Consider the following 15059-nt stretch of genomic DNA (forward strand, 5'->3'; position numbering starts at 1 on the left):
ATCAAGGATCAGTTTTCTACCGTGACAGGCTCCATTCTCTTTTTACTGATCATCGTCCTTGGAGGCATGGCATGGTTTTTTGGCCGTGTTAAAGCGAATCGCTTTTTAAAGGACAGCACAAAAAGGGGAGAGGTCCATTCGCTTCCCAACTACCATGGCTGGTATGTCGCACTTTGGGCCATCGGCCCTGCCCTGCTTTTTTTGCTCGTCTGGAATATTACTAGCCCAGCGCTGATAACTGATGCGGCGCTGGCCAGTCCGGCTGCCGAACAGTTGCCGCAAGACGCATTTGCACGTGGATCGATATTGGCGGAAGCACGTTCAATCGCGTCTGGCCAACAAGTCAAAGCGTTTAACCCGCTTTCCCAGTCGATGGTCGAGCCCTACAAGACCGCTATCATCTATTACCAGACTATAGGCGCAATTGCAGCGCTATTGCTGGTATTTGCGGGCGGTGCTTATTCCTGGCTGCGATTGAAGCCGGAGTTAAGGGCACGAACCAAGATAGAGCGGATTACGATGATGACCCTGCTCCTCGCATCGCTCATCGCAACAATTACAACAGTGGGTATATTTGCTTCGTTGATTTTTGAATCAGCGCGCTTCTTTTCGATGGTCTCGCCTATCGACTTTCTCTTTGGCACAGAATGGAACCCGAAAGCGGTAGCGGGTCCTCGCGGAGAAACCGGATTCGGCGCCATCCCCTTATTCTGGGGCACCGTGTTCATTGGCGCTATCATCGCAATGATAGTTGCTATTCCGCTAGGTTTGATGAGTGCGATCTATCTCACTCAATATGCTCCAGCCAGGTTCCGCGCCTGGATGAAACCCATATTAGAAGTTCTCGCCGGGGTTCCGACGGTGGTCTATGGTTATTTCGCTGCCTTGACGGTTGCACCCGCCTTACGCGACTTTGCCGTTTCCATCGGGATTTCCGGAGCCTCTTCAGAATCTGCTTTAGCGGCTGGTGTGGTTATGGGGATCATGATCATCCCGTTCGTCTCTTCGATGGCCGACGACAGCATTGCTGCGGTACCCAGCGCCATGCGCGATGGTTCTTTGGCCATGGGTGCGACGAACAGTGAAACCATTAAGAAAGTTCTGATCCCCGCAGCTTTGCCGGGCGTTGTGGGCGGTGTATTGCTGGCGGTTAGTCGGGCCATCGGAGAAACGATGATCGTGGTGATGGCCGCAGGCTTAGCTGCAAATATGACGGCCAACCCGTTTTCGAGCGTTACGACGGTGACCACCCAGATTGTGCAGTTGCTGACGGGTGACCAGGAGTTTGACAGTCCCAAAACGCTAGCGGCTTTTGCGCTTGGGCTGGTGCTGTTTATCGTGACCTTGCTGCTCAACCTCATCGCATTGAGAGTGGTGAAGAAATATCGGGAAGCTTATGAATAGCACGACCGCCTTGGTAGAAGAACGCAATCCGACCGATTGGCACAGCAATGCCATGCAAACCCGCATTCGCAAGCGCTATGCTGCCGAGCGACGGTTTAAAGCACTGGGCCTGGGCGCGATAATTCTGTCAGCAGGGTTCCTTGCCTTTCTCCTGATCGTGATGGTCGGCAATGGACTTCGCGGCTTCACCCAAACCGAGCTACCGGTCGAGATAGATTTCCCAGCGATGACCGGCGGTGCCTCGGCAAGTCAGTTTGAAGGTGCCAATGGAGAAGCCAATCTTCGGACATTAGGAGTCCGGGATATTGTGAACACCAGTGTCGAGATTCAATATGGCGAGGAAGGCAGCGCGATTTTCTCTGCGGGTGGGTGGCAAGCCGTCAGCGCAGCGATACTGAGCGATCCTGATTTGGTTGAGACAAAGACCACTTTCTATCTTCCAGCGGATTCAGAAATTGATGTTGCCTATAAGGGCGATGGCAGTGCGTCGGCCGAGGCAAAAGTCACTGAACTGAACGACCAGTTGAGCACAGGGTTCAACTGGAATTTTCTGAGCAATTCCGACGCAACAGATCCCATGCAAGTGGGGATATGGGGAGCACTTAAGGGCTCGCTGATCACCATGTTCATTACTTTGTTGATCGCCTTCCCGATCGGCGTGCTTTCAGCGCTCTATCTAGAAGAATATGCGCCGAAGAATCGCTTTACGGACCTGATTGAAGTTTCGATCAATAACCTCGCTGCGGTTCCATCGATAATCTTTGGTTTGCTTGGCTTGGCCGTGTTCCTCAATCTCTTTGGCTTGCCGCGATCCGCCGCATTGGTTGGTGGTCTGACTTTGGCTCTTATGACCATGCCGGTGATTGTTATATCAGGGCGCAATGCTGTCAAAGCCGTTCCACCATCCATTCGCGAGGCCGCTTTGGGGATCGGTGCCAGTCAAATGCAGGTTGTGTTCCATCATGTCTTGCCGCTCGCCCTGCCCGGCATCCTGACCGGTACAATAATCGGTATGGCTCGTGCGCTAGGTGAAACTGCGCCACTGTTGATGATCGGTATGCGCGCCTTTATCGCAACGCCGCCGGGCGGCATTGTTGAGCCCGCTACCGTTCTTCCGGTGCAGATTTTTCTCTGGTCCGATGAAGTGAATCGCGGATTCGTAGAGAAAACCTCTGCAGCGATAATCGTCTTGCTTCTGTTCCTTCTCACAATGAACGCTCTTGCCATTTATTTGCGCAATCGTTTTGAAACCCGCTGGTAGATGATAATATGACCGAGTTACTCGATAGCACCAGTTCCAGTGAAAGTCCGACTATGACCGAATCCGCTGCATCCGCCATCTCTGCCGGCGACGGGCCTCTGAAAATGACCACCCGCAATGTGGATGTTTTCTATGGCGAGAAACAGGCCATTAAAGATGTTTCGATTGATGTGACCATGGATAATGTCACGGCTTTCATCGGTCCTTCTGGCTGCGGGAAGTCGACCTTCCTGCGTTGTTTGAACCGGATGAATGACACGATACCGATCGCTAAAGTCACCGGTGATATCACCCTCGAAGGCGAGGACATTTACGCGCCTCAAATGGATGTTGTGCAGCTGCGTGCGCGGGTTGGCATGGTCTTTCAAAAACCAAATCCTTTTCCCAAGTCCATCTATGACAATATCGCCTATGGCCCACGCATTCACGGGCTTGCCAGTAGCAAAGATGAACTGGACAATATCGTCGAAACGTCACTCCAGCGCGCCGGTTTGTTGGGCGAGGTACAGGACCGGTTGCAGGATAGCGGAACCGCATTGTCTGGTGGTCAACAGCAAAGACTATGCATTGCGCGCGCAATTGCAGTCGATCCCGAAGTCATTCTGATGGATGAGCCCTGCTCTGCGCTTGACCCCATCGCCACGGCCAAGATTGAAGAGCTGATTCATGAGCTCCGCGGGAAATATGCTATCGTTATCGTGACGCACAATATGCAGCAAGCTGCCCGTGTGTCGCAACGAACCGCCTTTTTCCATTTGGGAACACTGGTTGAATATGGCGTAACATCAGACATATTCACCAATCCCACGGAAGAAAAAACGAGAGACTATATTACCGGACGCTACGGATAGCAGCCCAAATAGGGGAAGGAACCCGACAGATGCCAAATAGCGGCGCAGAACATACCGTTAAAGCCTTTGACACCGACATTAACGAATTGCGCGGCATGGTCGCGGAAATCGGCGGTCGTAGCGAGCAGGCCATTTCCAAGGCGATGCGCGCATTGGAAAAGCATGACCTGAAGCTGGCCGAAGAAGTTGTCGCTGAAGACAAGTTGATCGATGATCTGGAAAAACGCATTGATGATCTGACTTTCCAGACTATCGCCTTGCGGGCACCGATGGCTGATGATTTGCGCGAGTTGATTGCGACCTTCAAAATATCGGGAGTTGTCGAACGGATAGGCGATTATGCGAAAAATATCGCAAAACGTGTTCCCGTAATCGCCAGTACACATAAACTGGGCCCAGCATCCCTGCTGCCGTCCATGTCGAATATTGCTTCACAACTGGTACGCGATTCTCTTGAGGCTTTTGCGCGGCGCGATGCGGATCTTGCCCTGGAAGTCAGTGAACGGGATCAAATCGTCGATGACTTCTACACCAGCATCTTTCGGTCTGTGATCACCTATATGATCGAAAACCCGAAGGACATCGGGGAAGCCGCCCATCTGCTTTTCATCGCCAAGAACTTGGAAAGAATAGGCGATCACGCCACCAATGTCGCGGAAATGGTCTATTTCGCTGCTAAAGGCGAACCGATGCCGGAACGGGATCGCGGCGAAAATCCAACTGATCTTTTGGAGGAACCAAGCGGAGATAGCGAATAATGTCCAACGCAAAGCTTTTACTGGTTGAAGACGATGCTGCACTGGCGGAGCTGCTATCATGGAATTTCAAAAAAGAAGAATATGATGTCATTCACACGGCAGACGGTGAGGAAGCCCTTCTGTTGGTCAAAGAAAACCGCCCAGATGTCATTTTGCTCGACTGGATGATCGAGAACCTTTCCGGCATTGAAGTATGCCGACGTCTGCGCCGTTCACCGGAAACAGCCAATATCCCTATTATCATGCTCACTGCACGTGGTGAGGAAGAGGACAAGATTCGCGGCTTGGAAACCGGGGCAGATGACTACATCACAAAGCCATTTAGCCCACGGGAACTGATCGCACGGGTTAAAGCGGTGTTGCGGCGCGTTCGCCCTGCCCTGGCGGGCGAGAAACTGGCCTTTGGCGACCTGGAAATGGACACCGTCGGTCATAAGGTGAAACGCAGTGGCGATACCATACCGCTTGGCCCAACAGAGTTCCGTCTATTGCGCCATTTTCTGGAACATCCCAACTGGGTATTCTCCCGCGAGCGTTTGCTCGACAGCGTCTGGGGTCAGGATAGCGATATAGAATTGCGGACCGTTGATGTGCACATCCGCCGTCTCCGCAAAGCTTTGAATGCAAACCAACGTCCGGATATCATTCGAACTGTGCGTTCTGCCGGCTATGCACTGGATACCGAAGCGGCTTGAGCCTTTGAGATTGTTGGACATAAAAAAGGCCGGTCAAACCGGCCTTTTATTTGTTCTGTCTGCGATCACTAGAACGCAATTTGCGCTCGTGCTCCAATGACATCGACCGAGTAATCCTCTGGCGCACCGGTCACGATGCCCAGCGCATTACCATAAGACAAGTGGCCATAGTTCACCAGAAAGCGGACATAGTTGACTGGCGTCCAGATCAATGAAGCCATGTAGCCATCCTGGGTACCGCCGATAACACCCGCATCTGTCAGATCGAGCCGGTCATAGCGCACATTCACTTGCCAGGCGCCAGAACCGCCAGAACCAACCGGATTTTTTACCTTCACGCCTTTGAAAACACCGCCTCGATATTCCCGTTTGTCGTCTGTCAGGAACAAACCAGCTTCCACCGAACCGCCAAAGAAGGTCGGATTGGCCAATCCAGGCCGGCTGACCTTTGCCCAGTGGGTTTCAGCGGCGGCGTGAAAGCGGCCAGAGATAACCGCAGCTTCAAGGCCATAGGTGAGCTGTTCTTCGGCGTCGATACTTCCGGTATTGATGAAACGTGTATCCACGCTGTGGATGAGAGGACGTTGACGATAGCGCAGCGAATCAATTTCATCGCCTAGGTCCTTCCAGTGGACAGAACCACCAAGATGAAGCTGTGCATCACCCAGTTTCGGCGCAAAGACAACACGTCCGTCCAGACCGATGCTGTCATTGCCATCGCTCAAGTCATCGATATTGTCAGTAAAAACACCACCTTGTAGCAGGAGATCACCCGTTTTGTAGGCTGCAGACACACCAACCTGCCGCTGGAACCCGAAAGCATCGGTAAAGGCTGATCGCTCGATAAAACTGGTGTCGTTACTGCTCGATAGTTCTTCCAGGGACTGGAAGTTATTATGCTGACCAACTGTTATCGTCAGACCGCCATCTTTATAATCCAGATAAGCATCAGTCAGTTCGACGCCATCCAGCAGATCGGCTTCAAGCTTGTAGCCGAAACCGCCTGGGATCTTGCCCTGGACGCCCAAACGAACGCGGCGCGCTTCATTGGAAAAGCCTTCGCCTGGAATATCAATTGTCGAAGGCACGGATGAGAGATTGTTGAAGTCATAGAGAATACGACCGCGTGGTTTGAAACTCCAACCGTCGTCAGTTTTGATCTCAGGAGCACCTTTAAACTTGATGCTGGTCTTTTCTTTGGCCTGCGCCACTTTCTCGACCTCGGCGACTTGTTTTCTTTGCTCTTGCTGCACAGTTTCGACATTGCCGAGCTGCGCGCGCAGACTAACAACTTCCTGCTCCAACTGGTTCAATCGTTCCAGAAGCGCCGCTGCCTGTTCACTAGAAATTTGGGCTGCAAAAGCCTGACTGGGCAGCAATGCCAGAATTGCTGCGCCTGCTGCGAGTGTAGATTTGATTTTCATCTTTTTAGAGTTCCCAGACCATATCATGAATGATTGATGTCGGCTCTATGATGGTTACGTTTCGAAAAAACGTCTTTTTTGTTTCAGTTTTTTTACGAAGATTTCTGAAGCAAGAAATTCTGACGAGACTGGCTTATTCCGCGACCAGTTTCATCAATCGGCGCTCCATGGGGGCTAGCACTCCGGCAAGTTCATGGCCGCGCTTCAATATCTGGCCATGCTCACCATGCAGCGTCCATATACCTTGTTTGTTGCGATTGGCCGGGCGCTTTTCAATCCGCATCTGGGGTCTTTCCGAGGTCCGGCGAAAGGCCGCAAAAATGGCGGCGTCCTTCCCCATATCCATAGCATAATCTCGCCAGTGGCCAGCGGCGACCATCCGTCCATAGAGATTGAAAATGCGTTCCATCTCTTTGCGTTCAAATCCCACCTGAACAGGTGTATCGGTTTTATTGGGAAAAGATGAAACGTTGGAACTGTCGGAACGCATCAGGCGCTGTCTCGTTTACTTTCTGATTCGTCACCATCCGCGTTGTCACGTCCCTCTGCATAGGCAGCAATTCTCTTTTGCAGCTGCTCCATCTCACATTGCAGAATTTCGAGCTTCTGCGTTGAAGGGTCAAAAACCTCGCTGCACGGAGTTCCGTACGGGGTAAATTCTTCCTGATATTGCTCAACCTGGACCAGTGTAGGACGTGCGCGTACACCGACCATTGTCGCACCTTCCGGTACGTCCTGCGTAACCACGGCATTGGCACCTATGCGCGACCTTTTGCCGACGATTATCGGCCCCAATATCTGCGCGCCGGATCCCAGAATCGTATCATCTTCAATCGTCGGATGACGTTTGCCGCCCACGCCATTGGTCGGATTGGTCCCACCTAGCGTGACACATTGATATATGGTTACATTGTCGCCAATTTCTGCGGTCTCACCGATCACCGAAAAGCCGTGATCAATGAACAGATGACGTCCGATCTTTGCTCCGGGATGAATATCAATCGCGGTGAACAGACGCGAAATATGATTCACAAAGCGTGCAAAGAAATAGAGTTCTCCCTTGAACAACCAATGGGCAACCCGATGTAACCCTACAGCCAGTACGCCGGGATAGAGCAGCACTTCCCAACGGGAGCGAGGAGCAGGGTCCCGCGCTTTTATTGAATCCAAATATTCACCCAGATCGCGAAACATGTTTTTCTCCGGCGATTTTACACGTCCTAAGTTAGTGGCCCGACCATTATATTTCCAGTCCTTTCTTGCAACCTATTTGGAAAGACCATTTTTCCTCTCGCATTTATCACTAAATTGAATTATTATTCAAAAACTCATCGAAGGAATGAATGATTTCTAACTACCTACCAACACTCAAACAGCTGCAATATCTGGTATCACTCGAAGAACATGGCCATTTCGGGCGAGCGGCGGAAGCCTGCTATGTTACGCAATCCACATTGTCCGCCGGCATCAAAGAACTGGAAACGCTGCTCGACATCATGTTGGTGGAACGCACCCGTCGCGTGGTCCGCTTTACGGAACTTGGCAAAAAAATGGTGGAAAAGTCGCACCGCATATTGCGTGAAGCCGAAGAATTGACTGACATGGCCCGTTCCGCTGGCCAGCCGCTGGTTGGTGACATTCGGATGAGTGTCATCCCGACAATCGCCCCCTTTCTTCTGCCGAAGCTTCTCAAGCGCTTGCGCACAGAGCGACCGGAGCTCAAATTATATCTTAAAGAAGAAACCAGCCAGGCTGCCTGTGATTCCCTCAGCCATGGTCAGGTCGATTGTGTTTTGCTGGCCCAGCCTTTCGCTTGCGGTGACGTAGATTCAGAACTGTTGTTCAATGACGAAATTCTCATAGCCTTCCCGAAGGATGATCCACGCGACCCGCCCAAACTGGTCGATCCGGCGCTTATTGACGAAAACCGACTTTTGCTATTGGAAGACGGACATTGCTTGAAGGACCATGCTCTGGCTGCTTGTAATCGGCCGGAACTTCGTGCTTCGGCACGGATGATGGGTACGTCGCTTCATACTTTGGTACAGATGGTCGACAACGGACTAGGGCTAACCCTGTTGCCGAAGATGGCTATTGATAGCGGTATATTGGCTGATACCGAAATACTCGCGCGCCCGATCAAATCCGATCGTGCCTTTCGCGATATCGCCCTGGTCTGGCGGAAAAACAGCCCGCGGAAAGATGAGTTTCGCCTTCTGGCGGAAATTATGCGCCAAGGCCAAAGCTGGGTTACCGATAAATCGGCTTAATGATCCCAGCTTGATGCGGCATCAATATCTGATTGGCGTTCCTCCACCCAGTTTTCGGTACCATCTTGCATTATCTCTTTTTTCCAGAACGGCGCCACCGTCTTCAGCTGATCCATGATGTAAGAACATGCCTCGATCGCTGCCTGTCGATGATCCGAGCACGTGCAGGCCAGTACAATTTGTTCACCCAGCTGCAGTCGTCCGACCCTGTGAATCACGGTGATTCCATGCAGATCCCATTTCTGATCAGCCGCATCAGCGATTTTGCGCAAGGCCTTCTCGGTCATCGCCGGATAATGTTCCAGTTCCAATGCTGATAGCGAGCCATCACACCGAACTTGCCCGACAAAACTGGCTACAGCACCACCACCAAGACCAGATAATTGAGAAATTTCCGATCCAGCATCAAAATCCTCCTTCAATATCCGGATCTTGATCATCCGCCTGTTACCGGCGGAAATATCGCCAGCTCCTTTGCTTCACGAAAAGTGGCATCCAGCCTGACAAAATCCTGATCAAGGGCAAACCGAAGCCTCTCCGTATCGGAAAAAACATCCCGATAGACAGCTTCCTGGTCTTTCAGATATTCGAGAAGTTCGCCAATGGTACCAATGCCATCAGGACATTCGATCATATCATGGTCTCGGCCTAGCCGTTCCTTTACCCATGCAAAATAGACGATGTTAAGTTGCTTTGACATTGTTGATGAATATTAGTCCATGTGCTTCAAGCCGACACGAAGATAGTCCCAGCCAGTTATAAGCGTCAATATCGCTGCGGCCCAAAGCGTCCAGATTCCGACAGTTTGGATAAACTCAAAATGCGGCAATCCCCCTGCCAATATCAACGCGCCCAATGATATAAGTTGGAAGGTGGTTTTCCATTTGGCCAGCTGGGAAACCGGCACGCTCACTTGCAAGCCTGCCAAAAATTCGCGTAACCCGGACACTGCAATTTCCCGCAACAATATGATCAATGCGGCAATGACGTTATAGCCTTCTATATCACCTGTCGCACAAAGGATAAGGATGACCGAAGCGACCATGATTTTATCCGCAATCGGATCAAGAAATATTCCAAGCTTTGAGACTGTTCCCTGGGACCGGGCAAGATAGCCATCAAAGTAATCCGTGATCGCCATCAATGCATAAAGGACGGTCGCCAGCAAGTAACCGAGTTTCCAGTCCGGCCACCACAGCAGACCAACCAGAAAAGGCACAGTGAATATCCGCGAGAGCGTCAAAATATTTGGAAGATTCAACATATTGCCCGCTCCCATAACGAGGTTTGACGCAAAGTTAAATGCCCTCCTTGTACTAAGCGCATTTACGACGAAATTTTCGTATATTCAACGCCTTGCGCTATCGGGCAACATCGTTAGGGTGGCGTCCAGTTTAATCCCCTGTCTGACCACGCTCAACAACAGGAAAACTCCAAAAATGACACCAGCCCTAAGACTATTGGCCAAACGGCGTTTCTGGCCGTTATTTGTCACACAACTGCTCGGCGCATTTAATGATAATCTGTTCAAATTTTCGATGGTAATCTTGGTCACCTATGGCATTTACAAAGATCCAGCGCAGGATTTCCAATTCAACGCGCTGGCATCGGGTATCTTCATTTTGCCCTTTTTCCTGTTTTCCTCACTCGCTGGCCAGCTTGCTGACAATTATGACAAGGCACGCATTACCAGGCTTGTAAAAACACTAGAGATTGCAATCGCAATTATTGGCGGCATCGGACTCTGGATACAGTCAATTCCAATCATGTTGACCGCACTGTTCCTGCTTGGCCTGCAATCCACATTTTTCGGTCCGATCAAATATGCAATTTTACCTCAACATCTGGGCAAGGATGAAGTGTTGGCTGGGACCGGGCTGGTAGAAGCAGGCACTTACATTGCGATATTGGCCGGAACGATTTTGGGAGGTATCATTATTGACCGCGACGGGAATGGCGTTGAACTGGCTGTCATCGCAGTTCTTATTGTAGCGGTTGTGGGTAGAATTGGTGCCCAGTATTTGCCTAGCGCACCGCCACAAAAAACAGTCGAAAAAATTGACTTCAATTTTTTCAGGTCATCTATCAAGCTCATCTCTGCCACACTGCATATCCGGAGACTCTTTCTTGCGATAATCGCGATCAGTTTTTTTTGGACCATAGGCTCCGTGTTGATCATTCAATTCCCGCCTCTGGTCGAGAATGTACTTACGTCCACACCGGCCGTCGCCAGCCTGTTTCTTGGCGTATTCTCCATTGGCATTGCCATTGGATCTATTCTGATAAACAGATTGCTAAACAGCGAAGTTTCGGCACGCTATGCGCCCTTTAGCGTCCTCGCAATGGGCGGCTTCGTCGTCATACTCTTCTTCATTGCGCGGGGTTGGGAAGGTTTGCCAAATGGCGAGCTATATACATTCGGCACTTTCATTATGCATGATGGGGCATGGGCGTTGCTGGGTACGCTTGCAGGCGTTGCAATTTTTGGCGGTATGTTCGTGGTTCCGCTTTATGCCTTTTTGACCACCACAGTTGATATTAGCGAGACCGCAAGAACAATTGCCGCAAATAATGTCGTCAATTCCGGATGCATGGTCCTGGGCGCCCTTGCCGCACTAGGACTTAGTCTTCTCGGTGTTTCGACAACCGAACAATTGCTTCTTGTAGCAGGTATGTGTGTCGTTGCCGCCTGGCTGGGCCAGCAGTTACATCTTGCCTGCGACTAGACCGAGATCCCGGCGGTCTTCAGAAAATGAATAGATAGAATGCGGTAAAAAACGCTGAAAAGCTTAGCACGAAGAGACTTGCATCTTCATTGAGCCATTTTTTTGGCATCGCCGCCGTCTCTTCCGCAGCAACTTCAAGCTGGGATGAGACCAGAGCTTCCATTGGAAGGCTGAGGCGAAAAGGGTGTCTTGCACCCTCATTGCGAAGTACGAGCGACCGTGTTCTTTTTTGCTTCATGCGTATTTATTAACAATTTGTTAGCTATGAAATCCATCGAAAAAATCATCGACCATCCGCTTGTTCCGATCTGGTACAAGATAAAGGCAGCCGCTACCCCCAATGGAGGTCCAAGGGCCGGGATATCACCGAGTGGAAAAACAGGTCCATTTTGGACTATTCGCAGTTTTTGAGTCTAATCTGCCAAATTCCACAGACGAGACAGCCAATATTTGGCTCAATTACAACGCAATTTGATGATTGTGTGATCTTTGCAACAACCGCCAAAATTCGATTCCACAAGGATGAATGTGGTTGATTTCAAACATTTGTTATGGCAGTGGGCCTTTCGTATTGAGTGAAATGCGAAACCCTAAAGGAGCATATTATGCGTTTCGGTAAAATTGGTATGGCTGCTGTTGCAGCCTCAGCTCTGGTTGCTACACCTGTCTTCGCACAGGCTGCTCAGCCAGTTTCTAAAGTTTCTCAGCCTGTTCGTGCTGATGCATCTTCAGAAGAAGCAGAAAAACTTCAAGGCGGATCAGGCATCATCATTGCTGTTCTCGCCGCTGCCGCAGTAATCGGCGGCATCGTCATCGCAGCTGACGGCAGCGACGACGATCCAACAAGCCCCTGAATTCAGGCGCTAATCTAATTTAAAATGGCGGCCTTTTGGTCGCCATTTTTTTGCTTTGGTTTCGAATATTCTTAAATATCTTTAGCCATGCATACCAATGGTTGCACATGGCCATCATATTTCCCATATCCGGTTTATGACAGAAAATCAGCAACATGGCCTGCAACAATGGCATGGCACCACCATAGTCTCCGTCCGCAAAAATGGGAAAGTGATCGTCGCTGGTGACGGTCAGGTCTCCATGGGACAGACCGTCATGAAACCCAATGCGCGTAAAGTTCGGCAATTGCATGATGGATCGGTTATTGGCGGTTTTGCAGGCGCTACGGCTGACGCATTCACACTGTTCGAGCGTTTAGAAGCGAAGCTGGAACGCCATAACGGCCAGTTAATGCGCGCCGCAGTTGAGTTGGCGAAAGACTGGCGCACAGACAAGTATCTGCGCAACTTGGAGGCTTTGATGATCGTGGCCGATAAGGACGTGACGCTGATTCTAACCGGCAATGGTGATGTGCTCGAACCAACCCAAGGGATTGCCGCCATCGGTTCAGGTGGTAACTACGCTTTGGCTGCTGCTAGAGCCCTTATCGACTATGAAAAAGACGCGGAAAAGCTTGCTCGAAAAGCTATGGCAATTGCGGCGGATGTTTGCGTCTACACAAATGATCAAGTGACAGTCGAAACACTGGACAGCAACGGATAACCTCCTATTGTTCGGGCGGTGTTAGCAACGACGCCTCTCAATCGCAGATCGCTAATCGCCGGTGGCACTTTGCGTGGACAGCTTGCCGTTCTGCTGCTGCAACCCGAGCTTGACTACGCCTATACCGCAACAAATGGCCTGTACATATTTCCTCGTTCCAACGGAATCATTCTTGGCGGAACGAGCGAAGCGCGGAAAACCAACCTGGAACCCGATCATGAAATTGCAGGCAGGATCATAAGCGGCCATCATGCGATAGCAAATGCAATGCATTGTGCTTGATAAAAAACAACAAAGCCCCAAATCTGCTTCTTCTAGTTAAACTTACATTGGACATTTATGAACAACGAACTCACTCCCAAGGCCATTGTCAAAGCGCTTGATGAACATATTGTAGGTCAAAAAGAGGCCAAGCGCGCCGTGGCAGTGGCTTTACGGAATCGCTGGCGGCGTCAGAACTTGCCGGCAGAACTGCGTGAAGAGGTGACACCAAAGAATATATTGATGATCGGCCCCACCGGTTGCGGTAAAACTGAAATCTCACGCCGATTGGCGAAGCTCGCGGACGCGCCGTTTATCAAGATCGAAGCGACCAAATTTACAGAGGTCGGCTATGTTGGGCGCGATGTTGAACAAATTGCCCGTGACCTCGCGGAGGAAGCGGTAAGGTTGGAACGCGAACGTCGGCGTTCGGCAGTTCGGGAAGCGGCAAGCGATGCTGCGATGAAACGATTGCTGGACGTCCTCTGCGGCGAAAATGCCAGTGAAGCGACAAGAGAGAGCTTTCGTCAGCGCGTTGTGGACAATCACATGAACGACACAGAAATTGAAATTGATGTCGAAGATACACCAAATACACAAATGGATATCCCTGGCATGTCTGGCCAGGTCGGAATGATAAACCTGTCCGACATGATGGGCAAAGCCTTTGGTCAAAATGCCATGAAACGCCGCAAGATGCGCGTTGCTGATGCATGGGACAAACTGATCGAAGAGGAATCAGATAAGCGTCTTGACGATGATGACATTGCTCGGGCCGCCCTCTCCGATGCAGAGTCCAATGGTATCGTCTTTCTTGACGAAATTGACAAGATCGCCGTCAGTGATGTTCGCGGCGGCTCCGTCAGCCGTGAAGGCGTGCAGCGCGATCTGTTACCTCTTATTGAGGGAACGACCGTGGCAACCAAATATGGTCCGATGAAAACCGATCATATTCTGTTTATCGCATCAGGCGCTTTTTCTATATCCAAACCCAGTGACATGTTGCCGGAGTTGCAAGGCCGCCTTCCGATCCGTGTGGAACTGCGTGCCCTTACAGAAGAGGATTTCGTCCGCATTCTTACCGAAACAAAAGCCAATCTGCCGAAGCAATATATTGCGTTGTTGGGGACTGAAGACGTCACCATAGATGTCACCAAGGATGCTATTGAGAAACTCGCCCAGATCGCCGCAAACGTGAACGAAACGGTTGAAAATATCGGGGCACGGCGATTGCAGACCGTGATGGAAAAGCTTCTGGAAGACATCAGCTTTGATGCAGAAGATCGCAAGGGTGAGACAATTTTGGTAGATGCGGCCTATGTCGACAGCCAACTTTCCGATGTTGCAAAAGACACGGATTTGTCGAAATATGTGCTGTAGGGTATCATATTGATCTAATGGAGGGAAAAATGGCTGAAGGTGGGTGTTATTGCGGATCGGTGCGATATGAAATTTCTGGGGAGCCGATTAATCAGTCCATTTGCCATTGCAGGGACTGCCAGAAAAGCAGCGGTGCAGCCTCGGTCGCCTGGATCATGCTGGATCAGGATGAGTTTTCGCTAACCACTGGCGCGCTCAAGACTGTAGATGGCCAAGGCGGCGCCGAACGCCATTTTTGCGCAGATTGCGGCACCGGTATTGCCTATAAAAACGCCAATATTTTGCCGGGCATGATTGATGTGCAGACGGCCACCCTCGATCAACCTGATAATTATATCCCGGAAATGAATATTCAGACTGCCGAACAGATTTCGTGGGAAAAAGTCGCACACGAAATGCCAAGCTTTGATCGTTTTCCACCTCAGGAATAATTTCAACCTCTGTAACCGGATCTCGTTGCACGACGAATAAG

At 50.7% G+C, this 15059-nt stretch carries 18 protein-coding genes; 12 read left to right on the forward strand and 6 right to left on the reverse strand.

Annotated elements, in window-relative coordinates; genetic code table 11:
• Nucleotides 1-21: 21 nt before the first annotated feature.
• The 5 genes from pstC to phoB are packed head-to-tail and all read left to right on the forward strand — an operon-like array spanning nt 22 to nt 4969.
• A complete protein-coding gene (pstC, locus tag DG177_RS04080; protein ID WP_108810333.1) occupies nt 22-1404 on the forward strand; it encodes a phosphate ABC transporter permease subunit PstC in 1383 nt (460 codons plus the stop codon).
• A complete protein-coding gene (pstA, locus tag DG177_RS04085; RefSeq protein ID WP_337658491.1) occupies nt 1397-2665 on the forward strand; it encodes a phosphate ABC transporter permease PstA in 1269 nt (422 codons plus the stop codon). Before pstC ends, pstA begins: the two co-directional genes overlap by 8 nt.
• A gap of 53 nt (nt 2666-2718) precedes the next feature.
• The gene (gene pstB, locus DG177_RS04090; protein WP_108810334.1) at nt 2719-3516 is read left to right on the forward strand and encodes a phosphate ABC transporter ATP-binding protein PstB; all 798 of its coding nucleotides are present in this window, start codon (nt 2719-2721) and stop codon (nt 3514-3516) included.
• Nucleotides 3517-3545: 29 nt separating this feature from the next.
• Nucleotides 3546-4274 (forward strand): phosphate signaling complex protein PhoU, encoded by a 729-nt coding sequence (phoU, locus tag DG177_RS04095; RefSeq protein WP_108810335.1) that lies wholly within the window; start codon nt 3546-3548, stop codon nt 4272-4274.
• On the forward strand, nt 4274-4969 hold the full coding sequence (phoB, locus tag DG177_RS04100; protein ID WP_108810336.1) for a phosphate regulon transcriptional regulator PhoB: 696 nt from the start codon (nt 4274-4276) through the stop codon (nt 4967-4969). Before phoU ends, phoB begins: the two co-directional genes overlap by 1 nt.
• 68 nt (nt 4970-5037) lie before the next feature.
• On the opposite strand, the gene DG177_RS04105 is transcribed toward phoB, so the two are convergent.
• From DG177_RS04105 to epsC, 3 genes are all read right to left on the reverse strand, one after another.
• Nucleotides 5038-6393 carry a porin gene (locus DG177_RS04105; RefSeq protein ID WP_108810337.1) on the reverse strand — a complete coding sequence of 452 codons (1356 nt, stop codon included), beginning with the start codon at nt 6391-6393 and terminating at the stop codon, nt 5038-5040.
• A gap of 133 nt (nt 6394-6526) precedes the next feature.
• Nucleotides 6527-6883 carry a DUF2794 domain-containing protein gene (locus tag DG177_RS04110; protein ID WP_108810338.1) on the reverse strand — a complete coding sequence of 119 codons (357 nt, stop codon included), beginning with the start codon at nt 6881-6883 and terminating at the stop codon, nt 6527-6529.
• On the reverse strand, nt 6883-7587 hold the full coding sequence (gene epsC, locus DG177_RS04115; RefSeq protein ID WP_108810339.1) for a serine O-acetyltransferase EpsC: 705 nt from the start codon (nt 7585-7587) through the stop codon (nt 6883-6885). Before epsC ends, DG177_RS04110 begins: the two co-directional genes overlap by 1 nt.
• A gap of 152 nt (nt 7588-7739) precedes the next feature.
• Between epsC and DG177_RS04120 the strand changes: the two genes are divergently transcribed.
• A complete protein-coding gene (locus tag DG177_RS04120) occupies nt 7740-8663 on the forward strand; it encodes a LysR substrate-binding domain-containing protein (protein ID WP_108812758.1) in 924 nt (307 codons plus the stop codon).
• Here the strand turns inward: DG177_RS04120 and DG177_RS04125 are convergent.
• The 3 genes from DG177_RS04125 to pgsA are packed head-to-tail and all read right to left on the reverse strand — an operon-like array spanning nt 8660 to nt 9927.
• The gene (locus DG177_RS04125) at nt 8660-9103 is read right to left on the reverse strand and encodes a molybdenum cofactor biosynthesis protein MoaE (protein WP_108810340.1); all 444 of its coding nucleotides are present in this window, start codon (nt 9101-9103) and stop codon (nt 8660-8662) included. The two genes, DG177_RS04120 and DG177_RS04125, sit on opposite strands and share 4 nt — an antisense overlap.
• On the reverse strand, nt 9100-9363 hold the full coding sequence (gene moaD, locus DG177_RS04130) for a molybdopterin converting factor subunit 1 (RefSeq protein WP_108810341.1): 264 nt from the start codon (nt 9361-9363) through the stop codon (nt 9100-9102). Before moaD ends, DG177_RS04125 begins: the two co-directional genes overlap by 4 nt.
• A gap of 12 nt (nt 9364-9375) precedes the next feature.
• On the reverse strand, nt 9376-9927 hold the full coding sequence (pgsA, locus tag DG177_RS04135) for a CDP-diacylglycerol--glycerol-3-phosphate 3-phosphatidyltransferase (RefSeq protein ID WP_108810342.1): 552 nt from the start codon (nt 9925-9927) through the stop codon (nt 9376-9378).
• Nucleotides 9928-10102: 175 nt separating this feature from the next.
• Here pgsA and DG177_RS04140 point away from each other — a divergent pair, with 175 nt between their 5' ends.
• The 6 genes from DG177_RS04140 to DG177_RS04170 all read left to right on the forward strand — a co-directional run bounded on the left by DG177_RS04140 (nt 10103) and on the right by DG177_RS04170 (nt 15018).
• Nucleotides 10103-11389, forward strand: a complete 1287-nt coding sequence (locus DG177_RS04140) for an MFS transporter (RefSeq protein ID WP_108810343.1) — start codon at nt 10103-10105, stop codon at nt 11387-11389.
• A gap of 605 nt (nt 11390-11994) precedes the next feature.
• Nucleotides 11995-12243 (forward strand): hypothetical protein, encoded by a 249-nt coding sequence (locus tag DG177_RS04150; protein ID WP_108810345.1) that lies wholly within the window; start codon nt 11995-11997, stop codon nt 12241-12243.
• A 136-nt stretch (nt 12244-12379) separates the two neighbouring features.
• Nucleotides 12380-12946: an ATP-dependent protease subunit HslV gene (gene hslV, locus DG177_RS04155; protein ID WP_108812759.1), complete on the forward strand. Its 567-nt coding sequence runs from the start codon at nt 12380-12382 to the stop codon at nt 12944-12946.
• Nucleotides 12947-12964: 18 nt separating this feature from the next.
• A complete protein-coding gene (locus DG177_RS04160) occupies nt 12965-13228 on the forward strand; it encodes a hypothetical protein (protein WP_108810346.1) in 264 nt (87 codons plus the stop codon).
• Nucleotides 13229-13285: 57 nt separating this feature from the next.
• A complete protein-coding gene (hslU, locus tag DG177_RS04165) occupies nt 13286-14587 on the forward strand; it encodes an ATP-dependent protease ATPase subunit HslU (RefSeq protein ID WP_108810347.1) in 1302 nt (433 codons plus the stop codon).
• A gap of 29 nt (nt 14588-14616) precedes the next feature.
• A complete protein-coding gene (locus DG177_RS04170; RefSeq protein ID WP_108810348.1) occupies nt 14617-15018 on the forward strand; it encodes a GFA family protein in 402 nt (133 codons plus the stop codon).
• Nucleotides 15019-15059: the final 41 nt, after the last annotated feature.

The organism is Sphingorhabdus sp. Alg231-15, from assembly GCF_900149705.1.
Classification (GTDB): domain Bacteria; phylum Pseudomonadota; class Alphaproteobacteria; order Sphingomonadales; family Sphingomonadaceae; genus Parasphingorhabdus.